Genomic DNA, 14719 nt, shown 5'->3' with positions numbered 1-14719 from the left:
GCATCGGCGTCGAGTAGGCCGGAGCCGAGCGCGTCGGTCAAGCAGCGACGACCGCGCGTCTCGCGCGTTCAGCGACGACAGCGCGTCTCGCGCGTCTACCGCGTGAGAGGGCCGCGCTCCTCCACGGCAATGCCCGCTGCGATGGTCTTCACCAGCTCTGGTTTGACGACCTTGCCCATCGCGTTGCGCGGCAGCGCCCGCACGACGATCGACTCGCGTGGGACCTTGTAGGGCGCGAGGCGCTCCTTCGCCCAGGCGCGGAGCGGTCCGGTGGCGCACTCCGCCTCTCGCCCGGGCGCGGCGACGACGACCGCGACGACGCGCTCTCCCCACGCCTCGTCAGGGACGCCGATCACCGCGACCTCGGCGATCGCGCCGTGCTCCCGCAGCGCCTCTTCGATCTCGAGGGCGGACAGCTTGTATCCGCCGCTCTTGAGGATATCGACCGAGGTCCGCCCGAGGAGCCGGAAGCGCCCGTCGCTGGAGCGCTCGGCGACGTCGCCGGTGCGGAACCAGCCGTCCTGGAAGGCCGCGGCGGTGGCGTCCTCGCGCCCGAGGTACCCCTTGAAGACGCTGGGCCCGCGGATCCAGAGCTCGCCCCGCGCGACCGCGGCGTCGCGCGGCGCTGGCGGATCGCCCGGCGGTCGTTCCCCCGGCGTCCACGCGTTGCCCGCGTCGTCCGTGATGCGGGCCTCGACGGTCGGCAGCGGGAAGCCGACCCAGCCTGCCCGCCGCGCGCCTGGATCGAGCGGGTTGCTCATGCCGACGCCGATCTCGGTCATCCCGAAGCGCTCGAGCGGGATCGTGCCGGTGAGGTCGCGCCAGCGCTCGGCGAGCGTCACCGGCAGCGCCGCGGAGCCGCTCGTCGCGAGCCGCAGGGCCTTCGCCCCCGCGGCGAAGCCGGGCGCGCCGCCCCGGTCGACGTGCTCGAACAGCCGCTGGTACATGGTCGGCACCGCCATGAACGACGTCACCGAGCGGCGCGCGATCTCGGCGGCGACGCGCTGGGCGTCGAAGCGCGGCAGCATCCGGGTCGCGCTGCCCGCGAGCAGCGACGTCATGAGCGCGATGACGACGCCGTGGAGGTGGTGCAGCGGCAGCGCGTGCAGCAGGAGGTCGTGATCCGAGAAGCCCCAGGCCGCGCGCAGGAGCTCCGTCTGCACGGCCAGGTTGCGGTGCGTGAGCAGCGCCCCCTTCGGCTTGCCGGTCGTGCCGCTCGTGTAGAGCAGGAGCGCCGGATCGTCCGCGGCGATGTCGGAGATCGCCGCGTCTCGCCCGGGCGCGGCGCGCTCCAGGTCCTCCACGCGGAGCACGGCGCGGCCCTGCGCGATCGGGGCGGCCACGGCGGCGAGCTCGCCGTCGGTGATGATCCGCCGCACGCCGGCGTCGCTCGCGAGCCACTCGAGCTCTGCCGGCGGATAGAGCGCCGACAGCGGCAGCGCGATCCCCCCGGCGAGGAGGGCGCCGAGGAAGGCCGAGACCCACGCCGCGCCGGGCGACACGAGGAGCAGGATGCGCTCCCCCGCGAGGGAGCTCGGGCTCTCGGCCTCACCCGCGCCGAGCCGCGCGCCGCCGGCGAGCAGCGCGCCGCGGACGCGGAGGGCTCGCTCCAGGAGCGCCGCGAAGGTGGTCTGCCCCCGCTCGTCCTCGACGGCGGTTCGGGCGGACGAGCCGAGCTGCGCGAGCCGTTCGACGAGCGGGGAAGCCATCGCGCGGACTCTCGCACAGCGGGGGTGCGCGGAGCCAGGCCGGTTGGTTACACTGCCGCGCCATGAGAGCTTCCTGCCTCCTTTTCAGCGCCTCGCCGCGCCTCGCGCTCGCCGCCGGCCTGCTCCTGGCCGCGGCGGCGTGCGAGAGCGCGCCGAAGCCCGCCGAGCCTGGCGCGGCCGCCACGGCGGCCTCGAGCGCCGAGGCGCCCGTCGCGCCGCCGAAGCCGAAGGGCATGCCGGAGCTGCTCGTCGACTCCATGGGCCCCTACATCGGCGGCCAGCGCGTGGATCTGGCGCACAAGGAGGGGCCCGAGAAGCTGACGAAGGTGATCCGTGAGCTGCCGATCGAGGGCAAGCCCGTGACGCTGCTGGCCGACAAGAGGGCGAAGCCGAGCGCCGTCGCCGCCGTCGTGACCGAGCTCGGCGCGGCCGGCGCGCCGAAGGTCGTCATCAAGACCGACGGGCGGGACGACCTCCCGAAGGAGATCACGGTGGTCCCCGAGGGGCGCGTGTCGAAGCCGCCCTCCTGCGCCGTCAGCACGATGGTGCTGAAGGACCTCGCGACGGCGATCTGGCCGTTCGGCGGCGGCATGGGCAAGAAGCAGCGCAAGGGGCTCGCCGGCCCGGATCTGTCGAACACCGGCGAGCAGCTCACGAAGGACATCGCCGCGTGCAGCGCGACGGTGGCCTTCTTCTCGGCGGACGACGAGGTGCCCTGGGAGATGGCGCACAACCTGGCGGGCACGGTCATGGCTTCCGACGCGAAGAAGAAGCTCGACACGCTCGTCCTGCTCCGCGCTGCCCCGGTCGCGGGGCGGCCGGTGCAGCTCGGTGGAGGCTGACGTGCGCGGCGCCGGGGGGCTCCATCACCTGGATCGCCGTGCCTTCGGGGCACACCGGCCGCAGGGGGCAGCGGGTGCGCTCGGTGCGCATTTTTGCGGAGGGGCTGTCGAACGCGGTGGGGCGAGATGGCGTGTGTGCTCGTTCGAGCGCGGGTAGGGTTGGCTGGGGTGACCGCGGCACGATCCGGCACAGGCGATGGTGCTGCAAAGGCACAGAAATGCGCGGGCGAGCGCTCGCCGTTGGGGTCGGCCTGGATCATGAATAGGGCGAGTCGCCGGTCCCCTGCGCCATCGGGGGCGTGACAATCACGGGAGGATGGTTCGGACATGTCGAAGCGACTTCTTGGATCCGCCCGCGCGAACAGGGGCCGGAGTCTCCGTCCCCGGGCCTCCCAGCCGCGGGTGTCGGCGGCGCCTGAGGGGCCGGCCGTCGCGACCAGGGACTCCGCGAGGCCGGTCGCGAGCGGCTCGGACGTCGTCGCCGAGGTAGCTGAGTGTTCCGCCGCTCCTGCGCAGGCGGCCCGCGCCGCGGATGACGTTCCCGCTGTGTCGCCGGCTCTCGAGGCGCCCGCCGCACCGATCGTCGCGGAGGTGGCCGCGGCTGCGCCGGTGGTTGCGGCTGCGCCGGTGGTTGCGGCTGTGCCGGTGGTTGCGGCTGTGCCGGTGGCCGCGGCTGCGCCGGTGGCCGCGGCTGCGCCGGTGGCCGCGGCTGCGCCGGTGGTTGCGGCTGCGCCGGTGGTTGCGGCTGCGCCGGTGGCCGCGGCTGCGCCGGTGGTTGCGGCTGCGCCGGCGTCCGAGGCGCTCGCCGCGCTGCGCGCCGTTCCAGGCGACACGGACGACGCGGGCCCAGACAAGGCGCTGGAGCGCGACGCGTTGATCATGGCTCCACAAGCCGGCGCCCTGAGCCAGCCGGGGGCCCTTGCGTCCCCGCCCGATGAGCTGGCGTCCGACGAGGATGCGCTCGATCTGATCGACCCTTCGTCGCCCACGGCGGCGTTCTTTCGGCGCGAGGAGGAAGAGTCGTTCCCGCCGCTCGCCGAGGTGGCCAGCGGCTCCGACGATCACGCTGACGAGCGCCTCGTCGTGGTTCATCAGCTGTCGCCCGAGACCCTCGCCCGGCGGGCGCGCCTTCGTCGGATCGTCGCGGCCGTCGCGGGGCTCGCCGGGGTGATCTCCGTGGCGGTCGTCGCCAAGGCGGTGTTCTCGAGCAAGCCGTCCTCACCTGCGCCGGTCGCGATGGCCGCGCCGGCTCCGAGGCCAGCGCCCGTCGAGACGAAGCTCCTGGCCGCGGCGGGCGCTCCCTCTCCGGTACGGGCGAAGACGCCTGCGCAAACCGAATCGGCGCTGACGGAGTCCTCTGCAAAAGGCGCCGGCGCCGTTCCCGATCCGGTGAAGGCGGCGGCCGGCGCGGAGAAGGCCGCGGCAGAGAAGGCTGCGGCAGAGAAGGCCGCGGCAGAGAAGGCTGCGGCGGAGAAGGCCGAGGCGGAGAAGGCTGCGGCGGAGAAGGCCGAGGCGGAGAAGGCCGCGGCGGAGAAGGCCGCGGCGCCGGCGGCCGGCGCTGAGGACGCGAGCAAGCTGAAGAAGGAGGCGCTGAGCTTCCTCAACCGCGGCAGGTACAAGGACGCGATCGAGGCATCCCGCGCGGCCATCGCGGCCGATCCGAGCGACGCGCTGCCCTATCTCTACCTGGGCTCGGCGCTCCAGGACACGGGCAAGTGGAAGGACGGACTCGCCGCGTACAGCGATTGCGTTCGCAACGCCACGAAGGGCCCCGTCCACGAGTGCAGGGCCATGGGCGGCCGCAAGTAGCGCCTAGAGCGGGCGGCGAGCGATCTGCGCGAGGAACGCCGCGGCCGCGGCATAACCGAAGGCCACGCCCGTGGCGAGGCGGCTCGCGTGCCAGACGGGGCGCAGCCCGAGGTCCTGGGTCGCCACGTCGACCGCCATCAGCGCGGCGAGGGCGACGAGGATCGGGCGCCACGCCGTCATCGCCAGGCGAGGGCGCGCGATTGCGGCGCCCGCCGCGAGCCCGGCGAAGATGCCAGCGCAGCGACTGCAGAGCGGCATGACGACGCCGTCGAGCGCGAGGGATCGCTCGGGTATCCGGTGGCACATCGGCGCGAAGACACGATCGAGCGCTGCGCCGAGCTCTCCGAGCGGCGCGCGGCTCCGCGCGAGGGGGAGGCACCAGGGCAGGGCGCCGAGGAGGAACAGCGCGCAGCGCACGATCGACAGCAGCGAGGGCTGCTCGGCCGGGCTCGATTCGCCGGGCGCGTGCGGCTCGGCGCCCGCGTGGACGGCGGCGGGCACCTGCGCCGCTGGCTGTCCGCGCCCGGACGCGCGCGCGGCCACCTCAGCCTCTGTCGGGCGCGCTCTTGCCGAGGTGGCGCATCACCTCTTTCAGGTCGCTCCACACCTCTCGCTTCGCGCCCGGCTGGCGCAGCAGGTAGGCCGGGTGGAACGTGGGCATGATCGGGATCGATCCCTTGTAGAGCTTCCACGTGCCGCGGAGCTTCGTGATCCCCTCGCTCGTGCCGATCAGCCCCTGCACCGCGGTGGCGCCGAGCGCCACGATCACCTTCGGCTTGATCAGCGCGAGCTGAGCGGTGAGGTACGGGCTGCAGGCCGCCATCTCGGCCGGCTCTGGCTTCCGGTTCTTCGGCGGCCGGCACTTCACGATGTTGCAGATGTAGACCTCGTCGCGGTGGTACCCCATCGCCGCGATCATCTTGTCGAGCAGCTGCCCCGCCGCGCCGACGAACGGCTGCCCCTGCAGGTCCTCTTCCGCCCCTGGCCCCTCGCCGATGAACACGACCTCGGAGCTCGGGTCGCCGCGCGAGAACACGGTGTGGGTGCGGCCCTCGTGGAGCGGACACTTCTGGCAGGTGCGGACCTCCTCCGCGAGGAGCGAGAGCCGCGCCGCGCGCTCCTCCTTCGTGTCCGGCAGCGTTGCGCTCGCGCGTGCAGCCGTCTCCGCGCGATGCGCCGGTGCGGCGCCCACGGCAGGCCGGGGCGACGGCTCGGGACCTCGCTGCGCCTGCGTCGGCGACCACGCCCCCTGCAGCTCGGAGCCGCCGCGCTGCTCCGGCCGCGGGGAGGCGCCAGCTGCGCCACCGCGCTGCTCCGGATGCGGCAGGGAGGCGCTCGCGGTGGCTCCGCGCTGCTCCGGATGCGGCAGAGGGGCGCCCGCGGCGCCACCGCGCGGCGGCGGCGGCGAGAACGCCGCGCCGCTGCCCCCTCGCGCCACCGGCGGCGAGGGCGCATCCTGCCCGGAGAAGCCGCGCTCCGGCCGCCGAGGCGCCGGGGTAGCGCCGTCCGAAGGAGCCGCGCCCAGCGCCTCGTGGAGCGCTGCAGGGTGGCCCGGCATTCCGTCCGTGCCGGTCGTTGCGTGCCATTCCAGGAACGCCCGGACCGAGGCGGTCAGATCGGCGAGCTCTTCGCGCAGCGCTTCGACCATGGTCGTCCCCTCAGTGGCCGCCCTGCTGCGCGAGCCAGCGCTCCGCGTCGAGGGCCGCCATGCAGCCCGTGCCAGCGGCCGTGACGGCCTGACGGTAGTTCCAGTCCTGCACGTCGCCCGCGGCGAAGACGCCAGGGATGTTGGTGCGCGTCGAGCCCGGCACCGTCTTCAGGTAGCCGTTCGGGTGCGTGTCGAGCTGCCCCACGAAGAGATCGGTCATCGGCGTGTGGCCGATCGCGACGAACATCGCCGCCGCCGGCACGAGGTGGCTGTCGCCCGTCTTCGTGCTCTTCACGCGGACGCCCGTCACCATATCGGCCTTCACGTCGAGCACCTCCTCCACCACGTGGCTGTAGAGGATCTTGATCTTCGGGTTCTCGACCACGCGCTGGACCATCGCCTTCGACGCCCGGAACTCGTCGCGGCGGTGCACCAGCGTGACGCTGCTGCAGAGGCCGGACAGGTAGGTGGCCTCCTCCATCGCCGTGTCGCCGCCGCCGACGACCACGACGTCCTGGCCGCGGAAGAGCGCGCCGTCGCAGACCGCGCAGGCGCTGACGCCCTTGTTCTTGAGCTTGTCCTCGCTCTCGAGGCCGATGTAGTTGGCGCGCGCGCCCGTCGCGATCACGACCGCCTTCGTCAGGTAGAGCGTGTCCTCCACCCACACCTTGAAGGGGTGGCCCGTCAGCTCGACCTTGGTCACGTCCGCCGTCACGATCTCGGTGCCCTGATGAGCCGCCTGATCGCGAAAGCGCTGCATCAGCTCCTGGCCGGTGATCTTCTCGGGGAAGCCGGGGTAGTTCTCGACGTCGGTCGTGAACATGAGCTGGCCCCCCGGGATCAGGCCGCCGGCGCTGAAGCCCTCGATGAGGAGCGGCTTCAGGTTGGCGCGCGCCGCGTAGATGGCGGCGGTGAGCCCGGCGGGGCCGGAGCCGATGATGACCAGGTTGCGGACGTTCGATTCACTCATGGTGGAGGCATCTTATAGGCGCGACCGCCTTCCGCGTCGACCGCCCCGGCGGTCGACGCGCCTCCGCTGCGCCGCGGCTCCGCCTCCTGCGCTCCGCTACGTCGGAGGTACGTCGGAGGTACGTCGGAGGTACGTCGGAGGTACGTCGGAGGCACGTCGGAGGCACGTCGGAGGCACGTCGGAGCCACGCCCGAGCAGCCGCCCGCTCAGAAGCGCATCGTTCCGCTCAGACCGAACTCGTCCAGGCTGCTCTCGAAGCGGCCGCCGTTGACGCTCTGGATGCTGCGGTAGCCGCTCAGCGCAGCGCCGGAGACGGCCTTGAGGCGCCCGTTCCCGCCGTTGTCCAGCGCACCGAAGGACGTGTGCTGAAACGCGGCTGAAATGTCGACCGGGCCGACTCGCGCGGTCACGCCGGCCCCGACGCCGATCCGGTAGCCGAGGTGGAAGTCGAGGTTCAGATCGGCGTCGTCCTGCCCCTTGTTCTCGAAGAAGCCGCCGGCGCGCAGCGCGAGGAGGCTCGGGAGCACGACGAAATCGCCGCCGAGCCGGACTCCCAGGACGTCTCGCCAGCGGTGCGGGACGTCGGCGTTGGGCGGCACCGTGCCCACGCTCGTGCCGCGCACGGCGATGCCCTTGCGGAACCGGACCTCGATCGCGTCGACCGCGCTGTTGTTGGCCCAGGTGAAGTCGAGCTCCACATCGAAGAGGTCGTCCGCCATCGGGTCGCGGACGCGGGGCTCGGCGGCGGAGGCGCGGCGCGCGCTCGCGGCGCTCCGCGCGCCGGCGCGGGGCATGTGGTACCGGAGGCCGAGCTTCGCCTCCATGGGGATCCGCATCGTGAGATCGCCGGCGTTCTGCTCCTCGGTGATGTTGCACGCCGGCGCCTCGCCCTTGCACGGCGCCTCGTCCTTCGCCCCTGCCGGCGTCCAGTAGCGAGACTCGATGGTGAGGTCGGTCTTCGCGCGCACGGCGTCCTGCCACTTGAACCATGCGCCCAGGTCGAGGTGAGCCGCCGCCGCCCAGCGCGCGCCGAGGACGAACCCAGGGATGAAGAGGTCGATCGCCTTCGCGCGCGTGCGCAGATCGCCGTGCGACTTGAAGTCGTCGCCCCCTTCGCCCGAGAGCGCCTCGCTGAAGTTGACGAAATCGATGGCCGCCGTGCCCCAGATGAAGCCGGCGCCGAGCGAGACCCCCTCCACGGGGGTGAAGCCGACCGAGAGCGTCGGCATCAACATCAGGGCGTCGAGCGACGTGAGCAGGTACCGCTGCGGCGACGGCTGCGTCATGTCGCCGAAGCTCGGGTGCGTGTACCGGAGCGACTCGGGCCATGCCCGCTCGCCGACGCCGTGCGGGCCGAGCACCGCGACGCCGAGGGCGAGCGCGTCGCTCAAGCGCAGGGTCGCCGCGAGCTGCGGGTTCGGGAACAGGCCGCCCTCGGCGCACACCTCGGGGTCGGGGCCCCCGTCGCTGCCGGGCGCCGGGATCGCCGTCGTGGCGCTCGGCGGGACGGGGCGGCCGCCGGGGCCGAGCCTCGTGAAGCACTGGGCCAGCTCGATGAAGTGGACGCCGCCGTGGGCGCCGCTCCGCTGCGCGGCGAGCCCCGCCGGGTTGAAGTAGGCGGCGAGCGGATCGTCCGCCCGCGCGACCCACGCCCCGCCGCGGCCGAGCTGGAGCACCCCGATGTCGGGCGAGTCGAGCCCCGACGACGCGCGCGCGGCGCCGGCGGCCACCATCGCAGCGAACGCGGCGCCCGCGGCGCCGGCAGATCCTCGTTTCATGACCCCCCGTCCCCGCCGCGCGGCGATCCCCGCCGCGCGGCCTCACTTCACCGGAGACGCCTTGAGCGCCGCCTTGCCGTCCTTCACGTAGACCGTGAAGCGAACACGCGAGCAGTTGTGGCGCGCCACGAGCGCGTCCTTGTTGCGCTGCAGGGTCCCCTTGAACTTCTCGAAGGTGAGCGCGTTCGTGGGCTCCCCGCACTGCTGCTTGACCGACAGGAACTCCTCGTAGACGGCGTTCCATTCGGTGAGCTCGTCCGGATCTCCCGCGCCGTCCTGCTGCGGCGCCGGCGCTGCCGGCGCGCTCGCCGCCTCGGGGAGCGGGTTCGGCACGGCGGGCGCCCCCGGCGCCCTGGGCGGCGGCGGCGGCGGCGGGCGCCGCGGCGGCGGGCGCCCGGGAGCGCCCGCGGGCTCGACGGCGGAGATCGCCATCCCCGCCTCCGAGACCTCCTCGATCGCCTCGACCGGCTCCACGGAGTCGCGGGCCGGCGGCGGGCCGCTGAGCGGGTGCGAGCCGGGCCGCCGCGTCGGGCCGCGCGGGCTCACCATGGGCTTGGGGTACGAGGGGCGCGAGTCGGGGCGCGGCTCGCCGGGGCCGAGCGGCACCGAGAACGCGCTCATCGCCGGCTGTGCCGGGATCGGGCCGAGCACCTGCTCGAGGTCGGCGGCCTTCCGGGGCGCGCCGCCCTTCGCGGCCACCTTCTCGACGCCGTCGTTGATGTCGGCCGCGATCTTCCGGTAGGCGCCGCGGAAGCGGCTCGGCGCCAGCACGTCGACCTCGCCCTTGGCGAAGCGCGCCGCCTCGCCGCGGAAGACATGGAGCGGCCGCGTGTGCTCCAAGAACGAGAGCACCAGCCCGATCGCGGCCACGGCGAGGACGCCGACCAGGAGCAGCACCGTCGGCACCTCGCTCTTGTCGTCGTTGTTCGCCTTGTCGAGGAAGTTGAGCGGCGAGTCGACCGACGCCGCGAGGCGGCCGACCGCGTAGCCGGCGCCGAGCTCCCACGCCTCGCCGGGCAGCCGCGCGTAGACCACGCCGAGGTGCTGGCCGATGACGCGGACCTCCGAGCGCCCCTTCTCGACGTAGTCCTTGTTGTCGTCGAGCAGCTTCAGATCCTGCGTGATCTGGTCGAGGTTCGCCTTGTCGAACCCCTCGGGCGCGCCGGAGGCGACGCGCGCCCCCTCGGCGTAGAAGCCGACGGCGGCGCCGGTGCGCTTCGTGACGGCGCGGGCGAAGGTGTCGTCGATGATCTTGGCGCCGATCACGGCGCCGACCGGCTCGCCGTTCACGTCCTGCTCGACGGGGCGCGCCACGACGCGGAGGATGCGGCCCTTCCAGACCCACGCGTCATCGCGGATCCAGCCGTGGAGGGCGTCGGCGACCAGCGGGTAGCCGCCGAGCTCCCAGTCCTCGCGGTGCTCGAAGTCCACCGACGCCATCACCCGGCCCGTCGCGTCGACGGCCCACACGTGATCGAACTTGAGCTCCGGGGGCACCTCCGCGGTCGCGGCGCGCAGCGCGGTGCGGGCCTTCTCGCGCAGCTCGGCGCCGGGCTTCGCCTCGGTCGACGACTTGGCGAGCGCGGTCCGCAGGGCCGGGTTCAGCGCGACCCGGATGAGCGCGCTCGAGCGCTTCCGGGCGTCGTCGTTGAGGAACCACTCGACCGCGCTGGAGTCGGCGCTGAGCGCCTCGCTCATCGCGCGGTGGCTCGAGCGGTTGTAGAGCTGCGCGGCGACGAAGAGGACGAAGACCGCGGCGCCGAGCGCGAGCGCGAGCACCCCGTACCAGAAACGCGACAGCAGCATGGCCTACTTTCCAGCCTCCGCGCTCGGTCCGCCGGCCGCACCCACGACGACCGGCTCCCTGATGAACTGCTCGTCCGGCCCGGGCTTCACGATCGCCTCGATGGCCTTCCCGACCGGCTCGCCGTTGAAGTAGCCCTGCAGCGTGTACGTGCCGGCCTCGATCTCCATGGCGAAGTTGCCCTGACGATCCGGGTAGGCGACGGCCACCGCCCTCGGCTCGACGACGATCCACGACCGGACGCTCGGGGCGAGCTGGTCGCGGAGCTCGTATTTGCCGGGGCCTGGCGGTGTCCAGGCGCGGGTCTTGGCCGCGGCGATCTCGACCGGCTGGAGCCCCTTGTTGCCGACGTCGTAGATCTTGTGCGGGAACGGGTCCTGGTTCTCGAACTGGATCTGCTGGCCCTCGGCGACGACGAGCGTCACGGGGGAGGTGCGGCCGCCCGCGATGACGACCGATCGCGGTGTCTTGAGCGGCGCGCCCTTCTCGCCGAGCGCGGCGATGCACAGCTCCTTCGGCGCGTAGCCGAAGAGCGCGCGGACATCGGCGCGGACGGTCGGGGACGGCTCGCGGAAGGTGTACCGGTTCGCCTTCGGGTCCTTGGCCTCGTTCCAGGCCGGGTTCAGGAGCTTGGGCATGCCCGTCGCCCGGCCCTTGATCGTCACCGCCGCCAGGGCGGCCCCGGGCACGGTGAGGATCGCGAGCGTCAAGGCCAGGCGCCGGACGAAGCGCGAGCTGCCGGGGAGGCAGCGCGCGAGGTGGCCTGACGACCCAAACCGCGCTGCGCCGACGAGCGGGCCCTGCTCGCCGTGCTGCGCACCTGCCGATCGAGGGGATCTCGTATCCATCGCGGGCCCGAAGCTACCGGAAGGGGGATGAGAACGGAAACAAAAGCCGGGCCGTGCGCCGCGTGCCCCGCCCGCGCCGCCCTCCGGGCTCCCCGTTCCTTGTCCGGTGTGCTTGGCCTTGTCCGGTGCCGCGAGCGCCGTGGCGCCGCGCCCGGGCGGGGTACCCCCCGCCGTCAGGTGATGCCGCGGTGCGCCGGTCGCCGGGCGCATGTCGAGGGCATCAAAAAAAACTGCGGGCCGCTTGGACGGCCCGCAGGGGAGAGATGTTCCGTACCGCCGAGGACGTGGGCCGAAGGACTTGAACCCCTAGCATAGCTGCTAGGTGGGAGCCTAAGTACCGCTTCAGGCTTCCCGGTGAATGATTCCGGGCCTAGCTCACCACGGTATCGTTGCTGGCTCCCTGGTTCTTGCTTACTCGGGATTCAATCGTCCAGCGCCTCACGAAGTCGGCAGAGGGAACAACCATAGGATAGTTCACTGGGCGGCTCCGTCAACCGCTCTTCCGCACGTTCTCCTGTTTTGCTCCTGTTTTGATGGTCGCGTTCGCCGGTCGCTGGTTGCTGGTCGCCGTTCGCTCGCCGTTCGCTCGCCGTTCGCTCGCCGTTCGCTCGCCGTTCGCTCGCCGTTCGCGGTTCACGTCGCTCGCACGGGTCGTGCATGAATCGCGCAAGGATCTCGCCCGATTCACCCGTGAGTCCTGCGCGCGTCCTGCACGAGAGCCTGATGGCGTACGGGGAGCCCCGAGCTGGCCGGCGCCTAGCTGGTCGGCGAGCCCGGGTGAGAGAACAGCGCGACGATGGGGGCATGGACGAGGCCGTTCGACGCCACGATGTTGCCTGTGTGGTAGTTCGGCGGACCGCCGTCGAGCGCGGTGACGACGCCGCCCGCGCCGCGCACGATCGCGCTTCCGGCGGCGACGTCCCATACATGCAGCCGGCGCTCCCAGTACGCATCGTAGGTTCCGTCCGCGACCATGCAGAGATCGATGGCCGCGCTGCCGCAACGACGCACGGCCTGCGCGTTGCGCTTGACGGTCATGAAGGCGTCGAAATTGTTGTCCGGCGCCCGGTCGCGGATCGGCGGGAAGCCGGTCGCCACCATCGCGCGCTGCATCGACGCCGTGGCGCTGACCGCGCATCGCTCGCCGTTGCGGCGCGCCTCTCCGTCGATCGCCGGCGCGCGAGCGGCGCTGTGCGGCCGGAAGCCCGTCCAGCGGAGCCCGAGCGCGGGCGCGACGACGGCGCCGGCGACGGGCACGTCGTCCTCCATCAGGCCGACGGACACGCACCAGAACGGATGGCCGTGGACGAAGTTCGTCGTGCCGTCGAGCGGATCGACGTACCAGACGAGCCCGCCGCGCGGCTCCGCGCGGCGCGCGGCGCTCTGCTCCTCGCCGACGACGGTGACGCCGGGCGTGAGCGCGTCGAGCCGCGCGACGAGCAGGTCCTCGCTTGCCCGGTCGAACTCGGTCACGAGATCGTGCGGCCCCTTCTCCTCCACGCGCAGGCCGCGCGGCCCTGCCCGGAACCCGGCCTGGACGAGCGCCGCCGCCTCCTCGGCGACGCGCAGCGCGATCCCGGAGAGCTCCAGCAGCTCGGCCGATCCGCGCCCGCTCATCGCGCCCCCGCCGACAGCGCGCCGCGGAGCTTCTCGTAGATGCCGCCGAACGCCCCGTTGGACAGGAGCGCGATCGTGTCGCCCTCCCGCGCGTCGCGCGCGATCGCGGCGACGATCGCGTCCACCGAGGCCGACGCCTCCGCGCGCTTGCCCCCGCGCTCGATGTCGCGCACCAGCCTGTCGAGATCGAGCCGCTCGCCGGCGGCGATGTCGGGGCGCCCGAGCGGCGCCAGCACGACGCGGTCGGCCGCGTCGAACGCGCGCGCGTAGGGCTCCTGGTGCAGGGCGCGGCACGCGGTCGCGCTGCGCGGCTCGAACACCGCCCACAGCGCGCCTCCCGGGTGCCTGGATCGGAGCGCGCGCAGCGTCTCGTCCACCGCGGTCGGGTGGTGCGCGAAGTCGTCGTAGACGCGGACCCCGCGCGCCTCGAAGAGGAGGTCCTGCCGGCGCCGGACGCCCGCGAAGCTGGCGAGCGCCGTGGTCGCGGTCGAGAGCGGCACGCCGAAGCCCTGCGCCGAGGCCGCGATCGCGGCGATGGCGTTGCGCACGTTGTGGTGCCCCGGCATCTGCAGGGCGAAGCGCCCGGCCAGGACGCCGCCGGCGTACAGATCGAACGACTGGCCGCTCTCGCCGGCCTCTGCGGGCGCGGCGAGCCAGTGCGGCGGTCGCCCGTGCGTGTCGTCGCCCTCGAGCGCGAACCACGCGACCTCTGCGCGCGCCGATCGCGACACCAGCTCGACGACCCGCGGATCGTGCGCGGCCGCCACGACGAGCCCGTTCTCCGGGATCCGCTCGACGAACCCGCGGAACGCCGCCTCGTAGGACGCGGCGTCGGGGTAGATGTCGATGTGATCGTGCTCCATCGACGTGACGACGCCCACCTCGGGCTGGTAGTGCCAGAACTTCGGCGTCTTCTCGAAGAAGGCGGTGTCGTACTCGTCGCCTTCGACGACGAACGGCGTCCTGCGGCGCCCAGCGCCCGGCTCGCCGAGGAGCGGCAGGCCGCGGCGGTCGCTCGCCGAGGAGGCGCTCCGGGGCAGGCGGAAGCTCGCCTCGAAGTTCTTCGGCAGGCCGCCGATGAGGAAGCCAGGGTCCCTGCCCGCCTCGTGAAGGATCCACGCGCACATCGAGCTCGTCGTCGTCTTGCCGTGCGTGCCGGCCACGACGAGCGGGGAGCGGCCCGCGAGCAGGTGATCCGCGAGCGCGTGCGCCATCGTGGTCACCCGCATGCCTCCGTCGATCGCGGCGCGGGCCTCGGGGTTCGTCGGGCGGCAGACGTTCCCGATCACGACGAGATCGGGCCGGGGGTCGAGGTGCGCGGGATCGAACCCGGTCAGGAGGCGGATGCCCCACCGCTCGAGGGCCGGCCCCATGGGCGGGTAGAACGAGACGTCGGAGCCCGAGACGTCGTGCCCCGCGGCCTTGAAGAGCCCCGCCAGCGCACCCATGCCGGTGCCCGCGACGGCGACGAAGTGGACGTGCATCGCGGCGCAGTGTGCCCGAGCGCCCCGGGGGGGCAAGGGGGCATCCGCGCGAGAGCTCGCCAGACCGCGCCGGTCCCAGGGAGTCGCCGCGCGCCACGTCCGCGATGCTGAGTCGCGCGCGCGATCTCTTTGCGGAAATATCGAAGAGAACGAGCGCGCCTTGACTCGACGTCTCACGCTCTGCGGGTTTACCGATCCTGGCAGACTCCC

At 73.1% G+C, this 14719-nt stretch carries 11 protein-coding genes and 1 other RNA gene; 2 read left to right on the top strand and 10 right to left on the bottom strand.

The window, feature by feature from the left end; genetic code table 11:
* Positions 1-95: 95 nt before the first annotated feature.
* Positions 96-1709 (bottom strand): AMP-binding protein, encoded by a 1614-nt coding sequence (locus tag WMF27_RS38390; protein ID WP_437763942.1) that lies wholly within the window; start codon positions 1707-1709, stop codon positions 96-98.
* A gap of 62 nt (positions 1710-1771) precedes the next feature.
* On the opposite strand from WMF27_RS38390, the gene WMF27_RS38385 reads away from it, so the two are divergent.
* The gene (locus WMF27_RS38385; RefSeq protein ID WP_437763943.1) at positions 1772-2551 is read left to right on the top strand and encodes an ExbD/TolR family protein; all 780 of its coding nucleotides are present in this window, start codon (positions 1772-1774) and stop codon (positions 2549-2551) included.
* 639 nt (positions 2552-3190) lie between these two features.
* Positions 3191-4360, top strand: a complete 1170-nt coding sequence (locus tag WMF27_RS38380) for a hypothetical protein (RefSeq protein ID WP_437763944.1) — start codon at positions 3191-3193, stop codon at positions 4358-4360.
* Between the two features lie 3 nt (positions 4361-4363).
* On the opposite strand, the gene WMF27_RS38375 is transcribed toward WMF27_RS38380, so the two are convergent.
* The 9 genes from WMF27_RS38375 to WMF27_RS38335 all read right to left on the bottom strand — a co-directional run bounded on the left by WMF27_RS38375 (position 4364) and on the right by WMF27_RS38335 (position 14509).
* Positions 4364-4903 carry a DUF2085 domain-containing protein gene (locus WMF27_RS38375; RefSeq protein ID WP_437763945.1) on the bottom strand — a complete coding sequence of 180 codons (540 nt, stop codon included), beginning with the start codon at positions 4901-4903 and terminating at the stop codon, positions 4364-4366.
* 1 nt (position 4904) lies between these two features.
* Positions 4905-6008 (bottom strand): uracil-DNA glycosylase family protein, encoded by a 1104-nt coding sequence (locus tag WMF27_RS38370; protein ID WP_437763946.1) that lies wholly within the window; start codon positions 6006-6008, stop codon positions 4905-4907.
* Positions 6009-6018: 10 nt separating this feature from the next.
* Positions 6019-6978 (bottom strand): thioredoxin-disulfide reductase, encoded by a 960-nt coding sequence (gene trxB, locus WMF27_RS38365; protein ID WP_437763947.1) that lies wholly within the window; start codon positions 6976-6978, stop codon positions 6019-6021.
* Between the two features lie 206 nt (positions 6979-7184).
* A complete protein-coding gene (locus tag WMF27_RS38360) occupies positions 7185-8756 on the bottom strand; it encodes an OmpP1/FadL family transporter (RefSeq protein WP_437763948.1) in 1572 nt (523 codons plus the stop codon).
* Between the two features lie 42 nt (positions 8757-8798).
* Positions 8799-10562 carry an MXAN_5187 family protein gene (locus WMF27_RS38355; protein WP_437763949.1) on the bottom strand — a complete coding sequence of 588 codons (1764 nt, stop codon included), beginning with the start codon at positions 10560-10562 and terminating at the stop codon, positions 8799-8801.
* 3 nt (positions 10563-10565) lie between these two features.
* Positions 10566-11408: a hypothetical protein gene (locus WMF27_RS38350; RefSeq protein ID WP_437763950.1), complete on the bottom strand. Its 843-nt coding sequence runs from the start codon at positions 11406-11408 to the stop codon at positions 10566-10568.
* Between the two features lie 266 nt (positions 11409-11674).
* A non-coding RNA gene (ssrS, locus tag WMF27_RS38345) (6S RNA) lies at positions 11675-11867 on the bottom strand.
* A gap of 297 nt (positions 11868-12164) precedes the next feature.
* Positions 12165-13025, bottom strand: a complete 861-nt coding sequence (locus tag WMF27_RS38340; RefSeq protein WP_437763951.1) for an inositol monophosphatase family protein — start codon at positions 13023-13025, stop codon at positions 12165-12167.
* On the bottom strand, positions 13022-14509 hold the full coding sequence (locus tag WMF27_RS38335; RefSeq protein WP_437763952.1) for a UDP-N-acetylmuramate--L-alanine ligase: 1488 nt from the start codon (positions 14507-14509) through the stop codon (positions 13022-13024). The genes WMF27_RS38340 and WMF27_RS38335 overlap by 4 nt, the downstream gene beginning before the upstream one ends.
* Positions 14510-14719 lie beyond the last annotated feature (210 nt).

The sequence above is a fragment of the Sorangium sp. So ce281 genome (assembly GCF_051527395.1).
GTDB classification, from domain to species: domain Bacteria; phylum Myxococcota_A; class Polyangia; order Polyangiales; family Polyangiaceae; genus Sorangium; species Sorangium cellulosum_B.
The sequence above is the reverse complement of the archived record's forward strand: the minus strand, read 5'-3'. Positions and strand labels throughout refer to the sequence as shown.